Below are 14,486 nucleotides of genomic sequence, written 5' to 3'. Positions count from 1 at the left end.
GCCAGCAGGTGCTGAGCGCGCCCTGATCGCTCTACCGATCAACCGATCTTTCAAGCCAGTGTTTCCGCCGGGCAGGATGGCCCCCAGAGGTTCGGCTGCCTGCGCGCGGAACTTCAGCAACCCCGATACTGAGATCAATACCCATGCGTTTGACAAGATTCTTGAGTGCCCTCGCCCTGGGCACCACCGTGCTGGCCCTGGTGGGTTGCGGCACCATCACCCCGCAAGCCCTTGACGGCAAGCAACTGGAGAGTCTGAAAAACCAAACCCTGGCCTCGACCGCCCGGGAGAAATCTGACTTTGGCATGCTTACGCCGGGCTCGGCCATGGTGGGCGGACTGATCGGTGGGCTAATTACGCTCAGTGCGGGCAACAAGCTTGTTGCAGATCACAACCTGCAAGATCCGGCCGTACCCATCTCCCTTGGTCTGGCGAGGGTGCTGGAGAACCACCAAGGCACGCGCCTTGTAGCTCCCGCAATAGCAACGGACGTCGTCGAGGCCCCGCAAATCGCAGCCGCTGGAAAAGGCAAGGCCAAGTTCGTACTCGATGTCAAAACAACCAATTGGAGTGCCTCCTACTTTCCGACGGTTTGGGGCCGTTACCGGGTCAACTATTGGGGGATAGCACGATTGATCAATGTAGACACCCAAGCCGTCGTCGCGCAAGGGTTTTGCCGTCGCACGCCTGAGGCCAACAGCAAGGCGCCCACTTATGACGAGCTCTGGGCTGACCAGGCAGCGGTCGCGAAAAGGGAGCTTGAACTGATCGCGCAGGAATGCGTGCAGATGCTCGCAACGCAGATGTTCCCCGGGGCCGCCATACCAGCGCACGCCATGGCGCCCGCTGTCGCAACGCCCGTATCCCCCGCGGCACAAACCACGTCGACAACCCTGTCTGCGGTCCCTGCCGCAGCGCCAGCACCCGTACCGGCGCCTGTTGCCGTGGCAGCGCCTGCTGCGGCAGCCCCGGCTCCCGTGACGGCCAGCCCAGCGGCGCCCGCGGCCCCGGCAGGCGCCACCGTGTCGATGCCGTTCGTGCCCGACTCCAAGCCAATGGGCCGTGCCGCCCCGCCACCAGCAGCAGCCCCCGCAGCGCAAAGCGTACCTGCCTCCGCCACCGTGGCCGTGGTGAGCCCAGCCCAGCCTGCACCCGCACCGACCGCCGCCGCAGCAGCGCCCATGCCCGCCAGCAAGAAAGAGTCGCGCCTGCAGTGGCTCAAGCAGATGCGCGATGCCAACCTGATCACCTCGGGTGAGTACGAGACCAAGCGCCAGCAGGTGCTGAGCGCGCCCTGATAGACCAGGGCAGTCCACCATCCATCCATCGAAGGGCCCACAAGGGCCCTTTTTTCATTGCGCGCTGGGCGCGCCTGTAGGACGATGCGCACCCGCATTGCCCGTGGCATCCGACCCCCGCGGGGGCGCTCGCGTGGTCCGATAGTCCCTTTGCATTTACAGGAGCCAACCATGTCTGAAAAGAAAGCCAGCGTTCATTGGGAAGGTGCGGGCAAGACCGGCCAGGGCCAGGTGAGCACCGAGACCGGCGCGCTCGACAAGCACCCCTATGGCTTTGGCAGCCGCTTTGGCGATGACCGCAAGGGCACCAACCCCGAGGAGATCGTGGGTGCGGCGCATGCCTCGTGCTTCACCATGGCGTTTGCCTTTGCGGCCGAAAAGGCGGGCATTGCCACCGAGGTGATCGACACCACGGCTGCGGTGCGGCTGACCAAGGAGGGCGATGGCTTTGTCATCGACCGCATTGCGCTCACGCTCAAGGCCAAGGTGCCGGGCATGGACGAGGCGGCCTTCCAGAAGCTGGCGGCCGAGGCCAAGGCGAACTGCCCGCTGTCGAAGGCGCTGGCCGCGGTGCCGGAGATCACGCTGACGGCGACGCTGGTCAACTGAACTTCGCGAGTGCATCACCAGGCCTGCAACGGCCCGGTGAGTAGGGCTGGGCCGCTTCACGCGCCCAGCCCTTTCTTTTGGCTGCTGCCCAGTCTTTAGCGCAGCGCGCCGGCCAATGCGGCGAAAGCCAGGCGGTCATAGTTGTGCGTGAAGGCGGTGTTGGGCACGGGGTGCGACGAGAGCTTGACCACCACCAGCTGCGCGGCCGGGTTGATGTGGATGTGCTGGCCCATGAGGCCCTTGGCCTCGAAAGTGCCATCGGCATCGTGGGGCAGCCACCAGTGGTTGTGGTACGAGTAGCCTGCGCGCATGGTCTGGCCGGCGGCCTTGAACGTCTCGGGGTCGGCGCCCTTGCGCAGCTCGGCCACGGTGGCGGCGGAGATGACCTGCTTGCCGTTGAAGTGGCCGTTGCGGCGCAACATTTCGCCCAGGCGGCCCAGGTCGCGCAGCGTGGCGTTGACGCCCACGCTGGTGGACTGGGTGCCGTTGGGGTCGGTGAAGACATAGGCGTCTTGCTCGGCGCCGATGGGGGCCCAGATGCGCTCGGACATCAGGGTGGCAAAGCTCTTGCCGGTCACGCGTTGCAGGATCCAGCCGATGACCTCGGTGTCCACCGTCTTGTAGTTGAAGCCCTTGCCGTGCTCGCCCTCTTTCTGCACGGTGGGCAGGTAGTCGAACAGTGCCTTGGCACCCGGATAGTTGGGTGGCGCGGGCACCAGGCCGGCGGCGATGAGGTACTGGAAGATGCCCGAGGCGGGGTTGGCAAAGTCTTCGGCGTACTGTACGCCGGTGGTCATGTCCAGAGTCTGCTGCACGGTGGCATCGGCCCAGGCGCTGCCGGCCAGCTCGGGCAGGTAGCGGGTGACGGGGGCGGCGGGGTCGATCAGCCCCTGCTGGATCAGCTCGGTGGCCAGCAGGCCGGTGAGCGACTTGCTCATGGACCACAGCACATGGGGCACGTGCGGCTGGTTGCCGACGTAGTGGCGCTCGTACACCACGCGGCCCTGGTGGATGACCAGCAGGCCGTCGGTATAGGTGGCCTTTTGCCAGTTGGCCAGCGTGGTCTTGGCGCCCTTGTCGTCGAGGAAGGGCAGGCCGTCGAGCTCGCGCGGCGCAGCCTGCAGTTCGCTCCCGGGGCCTGGGCCGCGCGCAATGTTGGCGGTGGGCCCCAGCTCGCGCAGGTGGTGCAGGGCCCAGCGGGCATTGGGGTACTTGAGGATGTTGGCCAGCCGCACCTGCTTGTCGGGCGGGGGCGGAAAGCCCTGCATGAGCTTGAGCGCGATGGGGTCGGTAGCGTCGGGTGGTGGCAACGCAGGTTGCGCGTGGCTGGCCTGGGCCAGGGCGAGAAAGGCCGTGGCGACGGCAAGCGACAGGGCGCGGCGGGGCGGGTGCATGGTGGATATCTCCTGGGGAAAATTAGGGGTTGGCAGGGGGTGGGGAAAGAGGGGCGCAGCTCAGGTGGGCCAGGGCACGGTCATGGCAGGGCCCCAGCGCCTGCGGTGGGTGCTGGCGCAGGCCGGCGCCAGACCTGCGTCTTGCCGAACAGCGCGATGCCCACGTAGGCGTGCACGCGCAGCTGGTCGGTGCCGGCGGGGGTGAGGGTGGCGCTGTAGGTCTTGGCGTTCTCGCGGTTGTAGATTTCGCCTGTGTGTTCGTTGGCGCCGCTTGCCTTGAAGCCCGAGAGAAGGGTCATGCCCAGGGCCGGGCGCTTGTCGGCAAACTCACCCGCCTGGCCGGGGCCGGCCATGGAGCGGTTGGCCATGACCTTGACGACCTTGCCGCACAGGGTGGCGCTGCCGCTGCTGCAGGGCGCGACCTCGACTTCGAGGTTGCCGCTTTCGGTGACCCAGCGGCCCAGCGGGGCCCGGGGTTCGGCGCCGGCCTGCTGGGCACCGGCGGGTGGCAGTGCGGCGTACAGGGTGAGCGCGGCCAGCAGGTGGAAGGCGGTGGCAGACTGCGGTGTCATGGAGGAGCCCTCGTGGTGAAGTTCAGGAAGACTGCATTGAAGCCAGCCCAGGTATCGGGCGTTTGTCCTGGCGGGGGCTTTTGGTGTGCGCAGGTGTCGCTGCCGGGTGCGGACAAGTTGGGATACAAACCCGCTGCGGGCGCGCCCGCATTGCCTGGAGAATCGAGCCCATGCAGCAGCAGCCTGAAGACCATGTACTGATCGTCGACGACGACGCCGGCATCCGCGAGCTGGCGGCCCAGTACCTGCGCAAGCAGGGCCTGCAGGTGAGCGTGGCGGCCGATGGGCGGCAGATGCGCGCGGTGCTGGCGGGCACGCGCATCGACCTGCTGGTGCTGGACCTGATGCTGCCCGGCACCGACGGCATTGCGCTGTGCCGCGAGCTGCGCAGCCCGGGCGCACCGGCGCTGCCCATCATCATGCTCACCGCGCGCAGCGACGAGGCCGACCGCATCCTGGGCCTGGAGCTGGGGGCCGACGACTACGTGACCAAGCCCTTTGCAGCGCGCGAGCTACTGGCGCGCATCCACGCGGTGCTGCGGCGCACGCGCATGCTGCCGCCGAACCTGGCAGTCACCGAGCCGGCGCGCGAGCTGGCCTTTGGCGACTGGCGGCTGGACACCACGGCGCGCCACCTGCTGGACGCCAGCGGCGCGGTGGTGGCCCTGTCGGGTGCGGAGTACCGGCTGCTGCGCGTGCTGCTGGACCACCCGCAGAGCGTGCTGACGCGCGACCAGTTGCTGCAGCTGACGCAGGGGCGCGATGCCGAGGTGTTCGACCGCTCCATCGACCTGCTGGTGAGCCGGGTGCGCCAGCGCCTGGGCGACGGCGTGCGCGGCTCGCGCTACATCAAGACGGTGCGCAACGAGGGCTATGTGTTCTGCGCCGCGGTGCAAGCCGCGCAGGCAGGATCGGGAACGGCATGACGCGCTGGTGGCCGGACTCGCTGTTCGGGCGCATCCTGCTGGTGCTGGCCCTGGGCCTGGCGCTGGCGCATGCGCTGACCTTCATGCTGGCAGTGACCGAGCGCAGCATGAGCATGCGCAACGCCATGGTGGGCTACCTGGCGAGCGACGTGGCCAGCTCGGCGGCAGTGCTGGAGCGCCTGCCCGCCGAGGAGCGCAGCCAGTGGCTCACGCGCCTGGCGCGGCGCAACTACCGATTCGTGCTGGCCGAGCCGCTGCCGGTGCCTGCCAGCCAGTCGACCCTGGCCGTGATGGTGGCGGGCGCCGTGGCCGCCGCGCTGCCGCCGGGGCGCACGGTGCAGGTGGTGGACCCCGGCGTGCCCGGCACCGAGCTGCGGCTGCAGCTGCGCCTGGCCGACGGCACGCCGCTGGCGGTGGACATGGACGAGCCCCGGCTGCAGGTGTCGCGCTGGGTGCTGGCGGCCCTGGCGCTGCAGCTGGCGGTGCTGGTGGGCCTGTGCGCCTGGGCCGTGCGCGCGGCCACCCGCCCCTTGAACGCGCTGGCCGAAGCGGCCGATGCCCTGGGCGCCGCGCAGGCGGCGGTGCCCCTGGCCGAGGACGGTCCGCGCGAGGTGGTGCGCGCCGCCGCCGCCTTCAACCGCATGCAGCAGCGCATACAGGCGTACCTGCAGGAGCGCATGCAGATCCTGGCGGCGGTGTCGCACGACCTGCAGACGCCCATCACGCGCCTGCGGCTGCGCGCCGACCTGCTGGACGACGCGACCCTGCGCGACAAGCTGCATGCCGACCTGGCCGAGATGCAGTCGCTGGTGGAGGAGGGCATTGCCTACGCGCGCTCGCCCCAGGCCGTGCGCGAGCCGCTGCAGCGCGTGGACATGCGCGCGCTGGTGGAAAGCCTGGCCATGGACTATGCCGACGCGGGCATGCCGGTGCGCGTGCTGCAGGCGGCAGAGGGCATCTGCGAAACGCGCCCGCAGGCGCTGCGCCGGCTGCTGTGCAACCTGGTGGACAACGCGCTCAAGTTTGCGGGAAGTGCCGAGCTGGCGGTGGAAGCCGGAACACAGTGCCCCTGGTGCGTGCGCGTGCTGGACCGCGGCTCGGGCATACCCCAGGCGGACCTGGCCACCGTGCTGCAGCCCTATGTGCGGCTGGAGGATTCGCGCAACCGCGGCACGGGCGGCACGGGCCTGGGCCTGGCCATTGCGAACGAACTGGCCCAGGCGCTGGGCGGGCGCCTGGTGCTGGCGCCACGCGAGGACGGCGGCGAGGGACTGGAGGCACGGGTCGAGTTGCCGTCATAGCGCTGCCGCCGGGCCGCGCTGGTACAGTGCCCTTTCCGTGGATTGACTCGTGACAGGGAACGCCATGACAGACAGCAGCAGCAGCAACAGCCACATCCGCATTGGCATCGGCGGCTGGACCTTCGAGCCCTGGCGCGACAACTTCTACCCGGCAGGCCTGTCGCACGCCAAGGAGCTGCACTACGCCAGCCGCCAGCTCACGGCCATCGAGGTCAACGGCACCTACTACAGCACCTTCAAGCCGCCCACCTTTGCCAAGTGGCACGGCGAGACGCCCGATGGCTTCTTGTTCTCGCTCAAGGCCAACCGCTTTGCGACCCACCGGCGCGTGCTGGCCGAGGCGGGCGATTCGATCAGCCGCTTTGTCGACAGCGGTATCTCCGAGCTCAAGGACAAGCTCGGCCCCATCGTCTGGCAGTTCATGCCCACCAAGCAGTTCGAGCCAGGGGATTTCGAGGCCTTTCTGGCCCTGCTGCCCCAGGCGGTGGACGGGCGCACGCTGCGCCATGTGCTGGACGTGCGGCACGAGAGCTTTGCCACACCGGCCTTCATCGAACTGGCGCGCCGGTATGGGTGCGTGCCGGTGCACACCGATTCCGAAAAATTCCCGGCCATCGCCGATGGGGCGGCCGATTTTGCCTACCTGCGGCTGATGCGCAGCCAGGCCGACGTGCCCACCGGCTACACGCCCGAGGTGATTGCGCAGTGGGCGCAGGGCGTGCGCGCCTGGACCGGCGGCGAGCGGCCCCGCGATGTGTTCGTGTACTTCATCAACGGCGCGAAGGAACGTGCGCCGGCGGGGGCCATGGAGCTGATCAAGCAGCTGGGGATCGCGCTGCCAAAGTCAGAGCAGCGCACCACACAAGCGTTGTTCTAGACCGTTTCGCGCTGCGTGAAGCCCTGCGGTGGCTCACCGCCATCGGGCACATTGCCCACCACCACGCGCTCCACCTGCGCCTGCGCGGGCCCCTGGTGCGCCCAGTCGACGAGCGCCTGTATGGCCTGTGGAGTGCCCCAGGCGCAGGCCTCCACCCGGCCATCGCTGCGGTTGCGCACCCAGCCCTGCACGCCCAGGCGCTTGGCTGCCTGGGTCATGGACCAGCGGTAGCCGACCCCCTGCACATGGCCGGTGATGAGGAGGTGGCGGGTGATGAGGTTGTCGGAGTCCATGGCCGGCACTGTACCGCGAGCCTTGCAGGGCAGGCACGCCGGGGGCACACTGCCTGCATGAGCCCCACCGCGCGCAATGCCCTGCCCGCCATCGACACCGACCGCTGCACCGGCTGCGGCTGGTGCATCGGCGTGTGCCCGCCGCACGTGCTGTCGCTGCAGGTGCAGGGGCCGCACAGCTGGGGGCCCAAGCGATCCATGCTGCACGACGAGCCGGGCTGCACGGGGTGCGCGCTGTGTGCGGTGCGTTGCCCGTTCGATGCGATACGCATGGTGCGAACCACGGGCCATGCAACGACCGCTTGACGCCCCCCAGGCCGAATCCGCTACACTGGCAGCCATGTCGTACACCTCCATCCACACCGCATTTGCTGCCGCTGCCCCCATGGGCATGGCCATGATGCTGCCTGCGTTCACGCGGGCGATGGGTGCACGAATGATTACCACCATTACCCCCGCGGCCACCTGAGCACGCGCAGGTGGCCGTTTCGGCAGCCACCTGGTGATCGCTCTCCTCTCCTCCCCGGAATGAACGAATGAAACCCAGCTCTGGCAGCTGGGTTTTTTGTTTTGTTCGTTTGTTTTTTGGCTGCCTGGCAGCCAGCAACCCGGAGAAGGAAGCTCTTTATGTACCGCGATCCCGTCCAATCCCTTCAGCCTGAGCAGCACAGCATTGCCACGACCATGGCCATGCCTGCTGCCACCCGCCCCCTGCGCGTGGGCATGATCGGCATCGGTACCGTGGGCGCGGGCACCTTCCGCGTGCTGGCGCGCAACCAGGCCACCATTGCCGGGCGCGCGGGGCGCGGCATCGAGGTGGTGGTGGTCGCAGCGCGCAACCTGGCGCGCGCCGCCGGCGTGGTGGGCACCGGCGTGGCGCTGACCAATGACCCGATGCAGGTGGCCACCCACCCCGACGTGGATGTGGTGGTGGAGGCCGCGGGCGGCACCGGCCCGGCGCGCGAGTGGCTGCTTGCGGCCATGGCGGCGGGCAAGCATGTGGTGACGGCCAACAAGGCGCTGCTGGCGGTGCATGGCAACGAGCTCTTCGCCGCCGCGCGCCAGCACGGCGTGGCGCTGGCCTATGAGGGGGCGGTGGCCGTGAGCATCCCCATCATCAAGGCGCTGCGCGAGGGCCTCACGGCCAACCGCATCGAGTGGGTGGCGGGCATCATCAACGGCACCACCAACTTCATCCTGAGCAAGATGCGCGACGAGGACCTGGGGTTTGCAGAGGCGCTTGAGCAGGCGCAGGCCCTGGGCTATGCGGAGGCGGACCCGGCCTTCGACATCGAGGGCGTGGACGCAGCGCACAAGATCACGCTGCTGGCGGCCAACGCCTTCGGCATGCCGGTGCGCTTTGCCGATGCGCAGGTGGAGGGCATCACCGCGCTGCAGGGGCTGGACGTGGCGTGTGCCGAGCAGTTGGGCTACCGCATCAAGCTGCTCGGCGTGGCGCGAAAACGGTCGGATGGCGTGGAACTGCGCGTGCAGCCCGCGCTGGTGCCGGCCACGCACCTGCTGGCGCATGTCAACGGCTCGATGAACGGCATACTGGTCAAGGGCGATGCGGCCGGGGTGACCATGTACTACGGCGCGGGCGCGGGCTCGGAGCAGACGGCATCGGCCGTGATCGCCGACCTGGTGGACGTGGCGCGGCTCGACGGCACCCACGCCGCGCAGCGCGTGCCGCACCTGGGCTTTCACGCCCACGCGGTGGACGAACACCTGGCCGTGCTGCCGCGCGCCGCTGTGCACACGCGCCACTACCTGCGCGTGCCCGTGCACCTGGCGCAGGACATCGAGGCCGTGGGCGCCTGGCTGGCGGCGCAGCATGTGCCGGTGGTGCAGGTGGCGCTGGCGACCGAGAAATCGCTGCCCCCCGGCAGCGGCGCCCAGGTGCTGGTGCTGACCGATGCGGTGGCCCAGGCCACGGTGGACCTGGCCGTGCATGCGCTGGCAGCGCACCCGGCGGTGGCGGGCGCAGTGACCACGCTGCGGGTGGAGACGCTGGACGCCTGAGGGTTCAGGCGCTGGCGCCCGGCGCGCCCTGCTGCACCAGCGCCGCCATCTCCAGCGCGGCGGGCGTGCCTTCGGCCGTGAGGCCGGCCACCACGCCGGCGCGGTCGGTGTCGGTGCGGTTCTGGCTGACCTTCCACACGCCCTCCCAGCGCTCCACCGCGAGCTCGATGCCGACGATGGCGCGCATCATCTGCTCGATGTAGGTGGGCGGTGCGTCGTCCAGGCGCCAGGGCTCGGGGCGGTGCGCTTCGTGCGCCTCGCTCAGGGTGTGCAATATGGCGCGCAGCGTGGCCGGGTCGTCCTTCAGGGCGGTGAGCTGGCCGTGGGCGTGCACCGTGGCGTAGTTCCAGGTAGGTACCTGCTTGCCGTCGATGGCCTTGGAAGGGTACCAGGTGGGCGAGATGTAGGCCTGCGGCCCGTGGAAGATGGCCACGGCGGTCTGCGGCAGCAGCGGCCATACGCTGTTGGCGCGCGCCACGTGACCGACCAGCGTGCCGTGCTCGCCGCGCGTGGGATCGAGGTACAGCGGCACATGGTTGGCGTGCAGCGCGCCTTCGCGCGTGATGACCAGCGTGGCCAGCGGCTGGGCGCGCACCAGGGACTGCAGCACGGCGGCGTCGGCCACGCGGAACTGGCGGTTGGCATTGGCCATGGTTCAGCCCCCTTCGCTCAGTTGCAGCACGGGCGCGCAGTCGATCTGCGTCTTGACCGAGTTGGCCAGGAAGCACGAGGTGTGGGCCTTGTGGTGCAGGTCGTCGAGTTGCTCGGCGCTGGGTGCGTGGGCCGCATCGAAGCGGGTGACCGGCTTGAGCTGCACGTGGGTGACGACGAGCTGGCCGGCATCGTTCTTGGCCATGGTGCCCACGGCCGCATCGCTGTAGCTGTCCAGCCGGTAGCCCGCGCGGCTGGCGAAGTCCATGAACCACAGCATGTGGCAGCTCGACAGCGAGGCGACGTAGGCCTCCTCGGGGTCGACCGCGGCCGCATCGGCGTAGGGCAGGGGCACGACGTGGGGCGATGACGATGCGGCCACGGTGGCGCCGCCGTCGAACTGCCAGGTGTGGGCGCGGTGGTAGCGCTTGTCGAGGAAATCGTCGCTGCCGCGTTGCCAGGTGATGGTGGCGAAGTGCTCTGCCATGGTGGGGATGCTTTCGTGGGGGTGGTGCCTACAATGGTTCTTTAGTTTATGGCGATAGAGAGCCATTGAAGGGGCCAATTCGTGCCAACCGCCAGAGCCAATCCCACCGTGGCCACCGCCACGCTGCGCCAGCAGGTCTACGAGCGCCTGCGCGGCGCCATCGAGCAGGGCAGCCTGCGCGCGGGCACGCGGCTGCCGCCTTCGCGCGAGCATGCTGCGGCGCTGGGCGTGTCGCGCAACACGGTGCTGTGGGCCGTGCAGCGCCTGCAGGCCGAGGGCTATGTGGAGGCGCGTGTGGGCGATGGCACCTATGTCTCGCAGGCGGCCGGGGGCGCCACCACCCGCACCCAGCAGCAGTTGGTGGCGCCGCCCAGGGGCCTGTCGCGCCGGGGCCAACTGATTGCCGACACAGCGGCGCGCTGGAACCCGCCGGTGGCAGTGGCGCGGGCCTTTCGCATGGGGGCGCCCGAGGTGGACACCTTTCCCTACGCCGTGTGGGACCGCCTGGCACGCCAGGCCGGCCCCGGCCAGCGCGCGGCGCGCGCGCAGTACCTGGACCCGGCCGGCGACCCGCAGCTGCGCGAGGCGGTGGCGCAGTGGCTGTGGGCCTCGCGCGGCATCCGCTGCGATGCCGGCCAGGTGGTGGTGTGCTCGGGCTCGCAACAGGCCATCGACCTGATCGCGCGGCTGCTGCTGGACGTGGGCGACGAGGTGCTGGTGGAAGACCCCGGCTACCCCGGCATACGCGCCGCGCTGCTGGGCCACGGCGTGCGGGCCCGGCCCATGGCCATGGACGGCGAGGGCGCCTGCATTGCCGAGGCCACGCAGCGCTGGCCCAGCGCGCACATGGCGGTGGTGACGCCCACGCACCAGTACCCCACGGGCGGGCGCATGGGCCTGGCGCGGCGCCAGGCACTGCTGCAGTGGGCGCGCACGCACGATGCCTGGGTGGTGGAAGACGACTACGACGGCGAGTTCCAGTACGGCGCGCAGCGGGTACCGGCGCTGTGCAGCCTGCCGGGGTCGGAGCGGGTGCTGTACGTGGGCACCTTCTCCAAGACATTGCACCCAGGCCTGCGCCTGGGCTTCATCGTGGCGCCGCCGGCGCTGGTGCAGCCGTTTGCCATGGCGCGTGCCATCACCGACCGGCATGCGCCCGGCGATGCGCAGGCGGTGCTCGCGCAGTTCATTGCCGAGGGGCACCTGCTGCGCCACCTGCGCCAGATGCGCGACCTGTACCAGGCGCGCCAGCAGGCGCTGCGCGATGCACTGGCCGATGCCAGCGACGGCGCGTTGCAGCTGGCCGCCAGCGACCGGGGCATGCACCTGCTGTGCGAGCGTGCGCCGGGCAGCGACGACGAGGCCCTGTGCCGCCAGGCCCAGGCGGCGGGGGTGATGTTGGCGCCGCTGTCGCGCTATGCGATGGAGTCCGAGCGGCGCGGCTGGCTGTTCGGCTACGCGGGCTTCGGCGTGGCCGAGATCACGGCCGCAGCGCGCACCGTGGGCCGGCTGGCCCGGCGGCTGCCGCGCGCCTGATCACCAAGTTGCTCACTCCGCGCTTTTCCACCAGCTTTGCGACAGCGCGGGGTTGCGGATGTCGAGGCGCTCGCCCATCACCGGCGCCACCAGGGGCACATTGCCGGCCGCGGCCAGCTGGGTGATGCGATCGAAGGGCTCGTGCCAGGGGTGCAGGGCCAGGTCGAAAGTGCCGTTGTGGATGGGCATCATGTGGCGGCCCTTCACGTCGCGGTGGGCCTGCAGGCTTTCTTCGGGCTGCATGTGCACGTCGGGCCACTGGGCGTCGTAGGCACCGGTTTCGACCATGGTCAGGTCGAAGGGGCCATAGCGCTCGCCGATGGCCTTGAAGCCGTCGAAGTAGCCGGTGTCGCCGCTGAAGAAGATGCGCGTGTCGCCGGCCATGATGACCCAGGAGGCCCACAGCGTGCGGTTGCCGTCCGACAGGGTGCGGCCCGAGAAGTGCTGGGCCGGGGTGGCGACGAACTTCACGCCGCCCACGCTGGTGCCCTGCCACCAGTCGAACTGCTGCACCTTGGCGGCGGGCACGCCCCAGGTGATGAGGCGGTCGCCCACGCCCAGCGGGGTGAGGAAATGCTCGACCTTGGGCGCCAGCTTCTGGATGGCGTCGAAATCGAGGTGGTCGTAGTGGTCATGCGAGAGCACCACGCCGGTGATGGGCGGCAGCTCGTCGATGGTGAGCGGCGGCGCGTGAAAGCGCTTGGGCCCCAGGAACTGGAAGGGCGAGGCGCGCTCGGAGAACACCGGGTCGGTGAGCCAGAACTTGCCATCGAGCTTGAGCAGCATGGTCGAATGGCCCAGGCGCCACAGGCTCTGGTCGGGCGCTGCCAGCACGTCGGCCTGGGTGAGCGGCTTGACCTCGATGGGCTTGGCGGGCACGGTGTTGGCCGGCTTGTCGGTGGCAAAGCGCCAGAAGATGGCCACCGTCTTGAAGAAGCCGGGCGCCTGGCGCGGCGCAACGTTGCGGAACTTGCCGTCCACGTACTGGGGCGACTGCTCGTACGAGGCAGAGGGCAGGTTGGCACAGGAGAGGATGCTGTAGGCCATGGCGGTGATTGCGGTGAGGATGAGGAGGATGCGGGGCACGCGGCGGAACATGGGGGCTGCCTTTTCTGAAAAGTGCACTGCACAGTGTAGTGTTGTTTCGGAAAAAGTAAACTCCCCGGTGTAAAATTTCGGCTATGAGCCCCATAGCCCCGCCCACGACTCCTGCCACCCGACTGACCGACCGCAAGCGCGAGGCCATCGTGCAGGCTGCCATTGCGGAGTTCCGCGAGCATGGCTTTGCCGGCACCAGCATGGACCGGGTGGCTGCGGCGGCCGATGTCTCCAAGCGCACGGTGTACAACCACTTTCCGAGCAAGGACGAGCTGTTCGAGGCCATCCTGGGCCAGCTGTGGGAGCGCGGCCATGCGCTGCCCGAGATCCGCTACGACACCGCGCAGCCCCTGCGCGCGCAGTTGCTGGCGCTGCTGGAGCAAAAGATGCAGTTGCTCAATGACGCAAGCTTCATCGACCTCTCGCGCGTGGCCATGGCCGAGCTGATGCACACGCCCGAGCGCGCCCGCGCCCTGGTGGAACGCCTGTCCGAAAAGGAGGAAGGCCTGCCGCAGTGGATGCGCGCCGCCCAGCAGGACGGCCGCCTGCGCACCGGGGTCGACGCCCACTACGCGGCCCACCAGCTGCATGGCATGGTCAAGTCCTTCGCCTTCTGGCCCCAGCTGGCCATGGGCCAGCCGCCGCTGGCACCCGCCGTGCAGCAGCAGGTGCTGGCAGATGCGGTGGACATGTTCCTGGGCTTCTACGCCGTGGCCGCGCCGGGCTGACGCCCACGGCGTATGCTGCCGGCCCATGGCACTGCAGCAACAACAACCCTCCCAGATCCTCTTCCTCCCGGGCGTCGGTGGCGACCCACAGTTCTGGCAACCTGTGTCCAGCTTGCTGGACCACCCGGCCACCCGCCGGCTGATGGGCTGGCCGGGCTTCGGCCCGGTGCCGGCCGACCCCCGTGTGCGCGGGATGGAAGACCTGGTGGCGCGGGTGGTGGATGCCATCGACCGGCCCACGGCGCTGGTCGCGCAGTCCATGGGCGGCATCGTGGCCATCCAGGCGGCCCTCCAACGTCCTGACCAGGTCACGCACCTGGTGCTGGCGGCCACCTCGGGCGGCGTCGACATGTCCGCCCATGGCGCGCAGGACTGGCGGCCGGCCTTCACCCAGGCCCACCCCACCGTGCCGCGCTGGTTTGCCGACTACCGCGAGGACCTGACCGGCGCCATGGCCGATGTGGCGGCGCCCACGCTGCTGCTGTGGGGCGATGCCGACGCCATCAGCCCCGTGGGCGTGGGCCGGCGCCTGCAGGCGCTGCTGCCGCACAGCTGGCTGCAGGTGGTGCCCGGTGGCGCACACGACCTGGCGAACCGGCATGCGGCGCAGGTGGCGCCCCTGATCGCAGTGCATCTGCGCGGCGGTCACTGACTTTGCACTACGCTCGGAGCATTGCTTTCAGCGTCGCACCAA

At 69.4% G+C, this 14,486-nt stretch carries 17 protein-coding genes; 11 read left to right on the top strand and 6 right to left on the bottom strand.

Annotation, left to right across the window (positions count from 1 at the left end; genetic code table 11):
- Nucleotides 1-188: 188 nt before the first annotated feature.
- Together ASE31_RS32180 and ASE31_RS05255 are read left to right on the top strand one after the other, a co-directional pair.
- Complete coding sequence (locus ASE31_RS32180; RefSeq protein WP_200961074.1) at nucleotides 189-1,298, top strand: hypothetical protein; 1,110 nt, start codon at nucleotides 189-191, stop codon at nucleotides 1,296-1,298.
- 171 nt (nucleotides 1,299-1,469) lie between these two features.
- The gene (locus ASE31_RS05255; protein WP_057200479.1) at nucleotides 1,470-1,907 is read left to right on the top strand and encodes an OsmC family protein; all 438 of its coding nucleotides are present in this window, start codon (nucleotides 1,470-1,472) and stop codon (nucleotides 1,905-1,907) included.
- Between the two features lie 95 nt (nucleotides 1,908-2,002).
- Here the strand turns inward: ASE31_RS05255 and ASE31_RS05250 are convergent, their stop codons facing one another.
- Entirely contained in the window at nucleotides 2,003-3,301 is a 1,299-nt protein-coding gene (locus ASE31_RS05250) for a serine hydrolase (RefSeq protein ID WP_057200478.1), read from the bottom strand.
- Between the two features lie 80 nt (nucleotides 3,302-3,381).
- The gene (locus tag ASE31_RS05245; protein ID WP_057200477.1) at nucleotides 3,382-3,873 is read right to left on the bottom strand and encodes a DUF2147 domain-containing protein; all 492 of its coding nucleotides are present in this window, start codon (nucleotides 3,871-3,873) and stop codon (nucleotides 3,382-3,384) included.
- A gap of 170 nt (nucleotides 3,874-4,043) precedes the next feature.
- Between ASE31_RS05245 and ASE31_RS05240 the strand changes: the two genes are divergently transcribed.
- From ASE31_RS05240 to ASE31_RS05230, 3 genes are all read left to right on the top strand, one after another.
- Entirely contained in the window at nucleotides 4,044-4,799 is a 756-nt protein-coding gene (locus tag ASE31_RS05240; protein WP_057200476.1) for a response regulator, read from the top strand.
- The gene (locus tag ASE31_RS05235) at nucleotides 4,796-6,100 is read left to right on the top strand and encodes an ATP-binding protein (RefSeq protein WP_057200475.1); all 1,305 of its coding nucleotides are present in this window, start codon (nucleotides 4,796-4,798) and stop codon (nucleotides 6,098-6,100) included. Before ASE31_RS05240 ends, ASE31_RS05235 begins: the two co-directional genes overlap by 4 nt.
- A 64-nt stretch (nucleotides 6,101-6,164) precedes the next feature.
- The gene (locus ASE31_RS05230; protein WP_057200474.1) at nucleotides 6,165-6,977 is read left to right on the top strand and encodes a DUF72 domain-containing protein; all 813 of its coding nucleotides are present in this window, start codon (nucleotides 6,165-6,167) and stop codon (nucleotides 6,975-6,977) included.
- Here ASE31_RS05230 and ASE31_RS05225 read toward each other — a convergent pair.
- Complete coding sequence (locus ASE31_RS05225; RefSeq protein WP_057200473.1) at nucleotides 6,974-7,270, bottom strand: acylphosphatase; 297 nt, start codon at nucleotides 7,268-7,270, stop codon at nucleotides 6,974-6,976. The two genes, ASE31_RS05230 and ASE31_RS05225, sit on opposite strands and share 4 nt — an antisense overlap.
- Nucleotides 7,271-7,327: 57 nt before the next feature.
- Between ASE31_RS05225 and ASE31_RS05220 the strand changes: the two genes are divergently transcribed.
- The 3 genes from ASE31_RS05220 (at nucleotide 7,328) to ASE31_RS05215 (ending at nucleotide 9,292) form a co-directional block, all read left to right on the top strand.
- A complete protein-coding gene (locus ASE31_RS05220; RefSeq protein ID WP_057200472.1) occupies nucleotides 7,328-7,576 on the top strand; it encodes an ATP-binding protein in 249 nt (82 codons plus the stop codon).
- Nucleotides 7,560-7,739: a hypothetical protein gene (locus ASE31_RS31440; RefSeq protein WP_157412363.1), complete on the top strand. Its 180-nt coding sequence runs from the start codon at nucleotides 7,560-7,562 to the stop codon at nucleotides 7,737-7,739. Before ASE31_RS05220 ends, ASE31_RS31440 begins: the two co-directional genes overlap by 17 nt.
- A 158-nt stretch (nucleotides 7,740-7,897) precedes the next feature.
- A complete protein-coding gene (locus ASE31_RS05215; protein ID WP_057200471.1) occupies nucleotides 7,898-9,292 on the top strand; it encodes a homoserine dehydrogenase in 1,395 nt (464 codons plus the stop codon).
- Nucleotides 9,293-9,296: 4 nt separating this feature from the next.
- Here ASE31_RS05215 and ASE31_RS05210 read toward each other — a convergent pair whose 3' ends face one another.
- Both ASE31_RS05210 and ASE31_RS05205 read right to left on the bottom strand, forming a co-directional pair.
- A complete protein-coding gene (locus ASE31_RS05210) occupies nucleotides 9,297-9,944 on the bottom strand; it encodes an FMN-binding negative transcriptional regulator (RefSeq protein ID WP_057200470.1) in 648 nt (215 codons plus the stop codon).
- Nucleotides 9,945-9,947: 3 nt separating this feature from the next.
- Nucleotides 9,948-10,430: an OsmC family protein gene (locus tag ASE31_RS05205; RefSeq protein WP_057200469.1), complete on the bottom strand. Its 483-nt coding sequence runs from the start codon at nucleotides 10,428-10,430 to the stop codon at nucleotides 9,948-9,950.
- Nucleotides 10,431-10,511: 81 nt separating this feature from the next.
- Here ASE31_RS05205 and ASE31_RS05200 point away from each other — a divergent pair, with 81 nt between their 5' ends.
- On the top strand, nucleotides 10,512-11,966 hold the full coding sequence (locus tag ASE31_RS05200; protein WP_057200468.1) for a PLP-dependent aminotransferase family protein: 1,455 nt from the start codon (nucleotides 10,512-10,514) through the stop codon (nucleotides 11,964-11,966).
- A gap of 12 nt (nucleotides 11,967-11,978) precedes the next feature.
- On the opposite strand, the gene ASE31_RS05195 is transcribed toward ASE31_RS05200, so the two are convergent.
- Nucleotides 11,979-13,064: an MBL fold metallo-hydrolase gene (locus ASE31_RS05195; protein ID WP_157412362.1), complete on the bottom strand. Its 1,086-nt coding sequence runs from the start codon at nucleotides 13,062-13,064 to the stop codon at nucleotides 11,979-11,981.
- Between the two features lie 83 nt (nucleotides 13,065-13,147).
- Here ASE31_RS05195 and ASE31_RS05190 point away from each other — a divergent pair, with 83 nt between their 5' ends.
- Together ASE31_RS05190 and ASE31_RS05185 are read left to right on the top strand one after the other, a co-directional pair.
- Entirely contained in the window at nucleotides 13,148-13,792 is a 645-nt protein-coding gene (locus ASE31_RS05190; RefSeq protein WP_057200467.1) for a TetR/AcrR family transcriptional regulator, read from the top strand.
- Nucleotides 13,793-13,817: 25 nt separating this feature from the next.
- Nucleotides 13,818-14,444 carry an alpha/beta fold hydrolase gene (locus tag ASE31_RS05185; RefSeq protein ID WP_057200466.1) on the top strand — a complete coding sequence of 209 codons (627 nt, stop codon included), beginning with the start codon at nucleotides 13,818-13,820 and terminating at the stop codon, nucleotides 14,442-14,444.
- Nucleotides 14,445-14,486: the final 42 nt, after the last annotated feature.

The sequence above is a fragment of the Acidovorax sp. Root217 genome (genome assembly GCF_001428645.1).
Taxonomy (GTDB): domain Bacteria; phylum Pseudomonadota; class Gammaproteobacteria; order Burkholderiales; family Burkholderiaceae_C; genus Acidovorax.
Note: the sequence above shows the minus strand (reverse complement) of the source record. Positions and strands in the feature narration are given on the sequence as shown.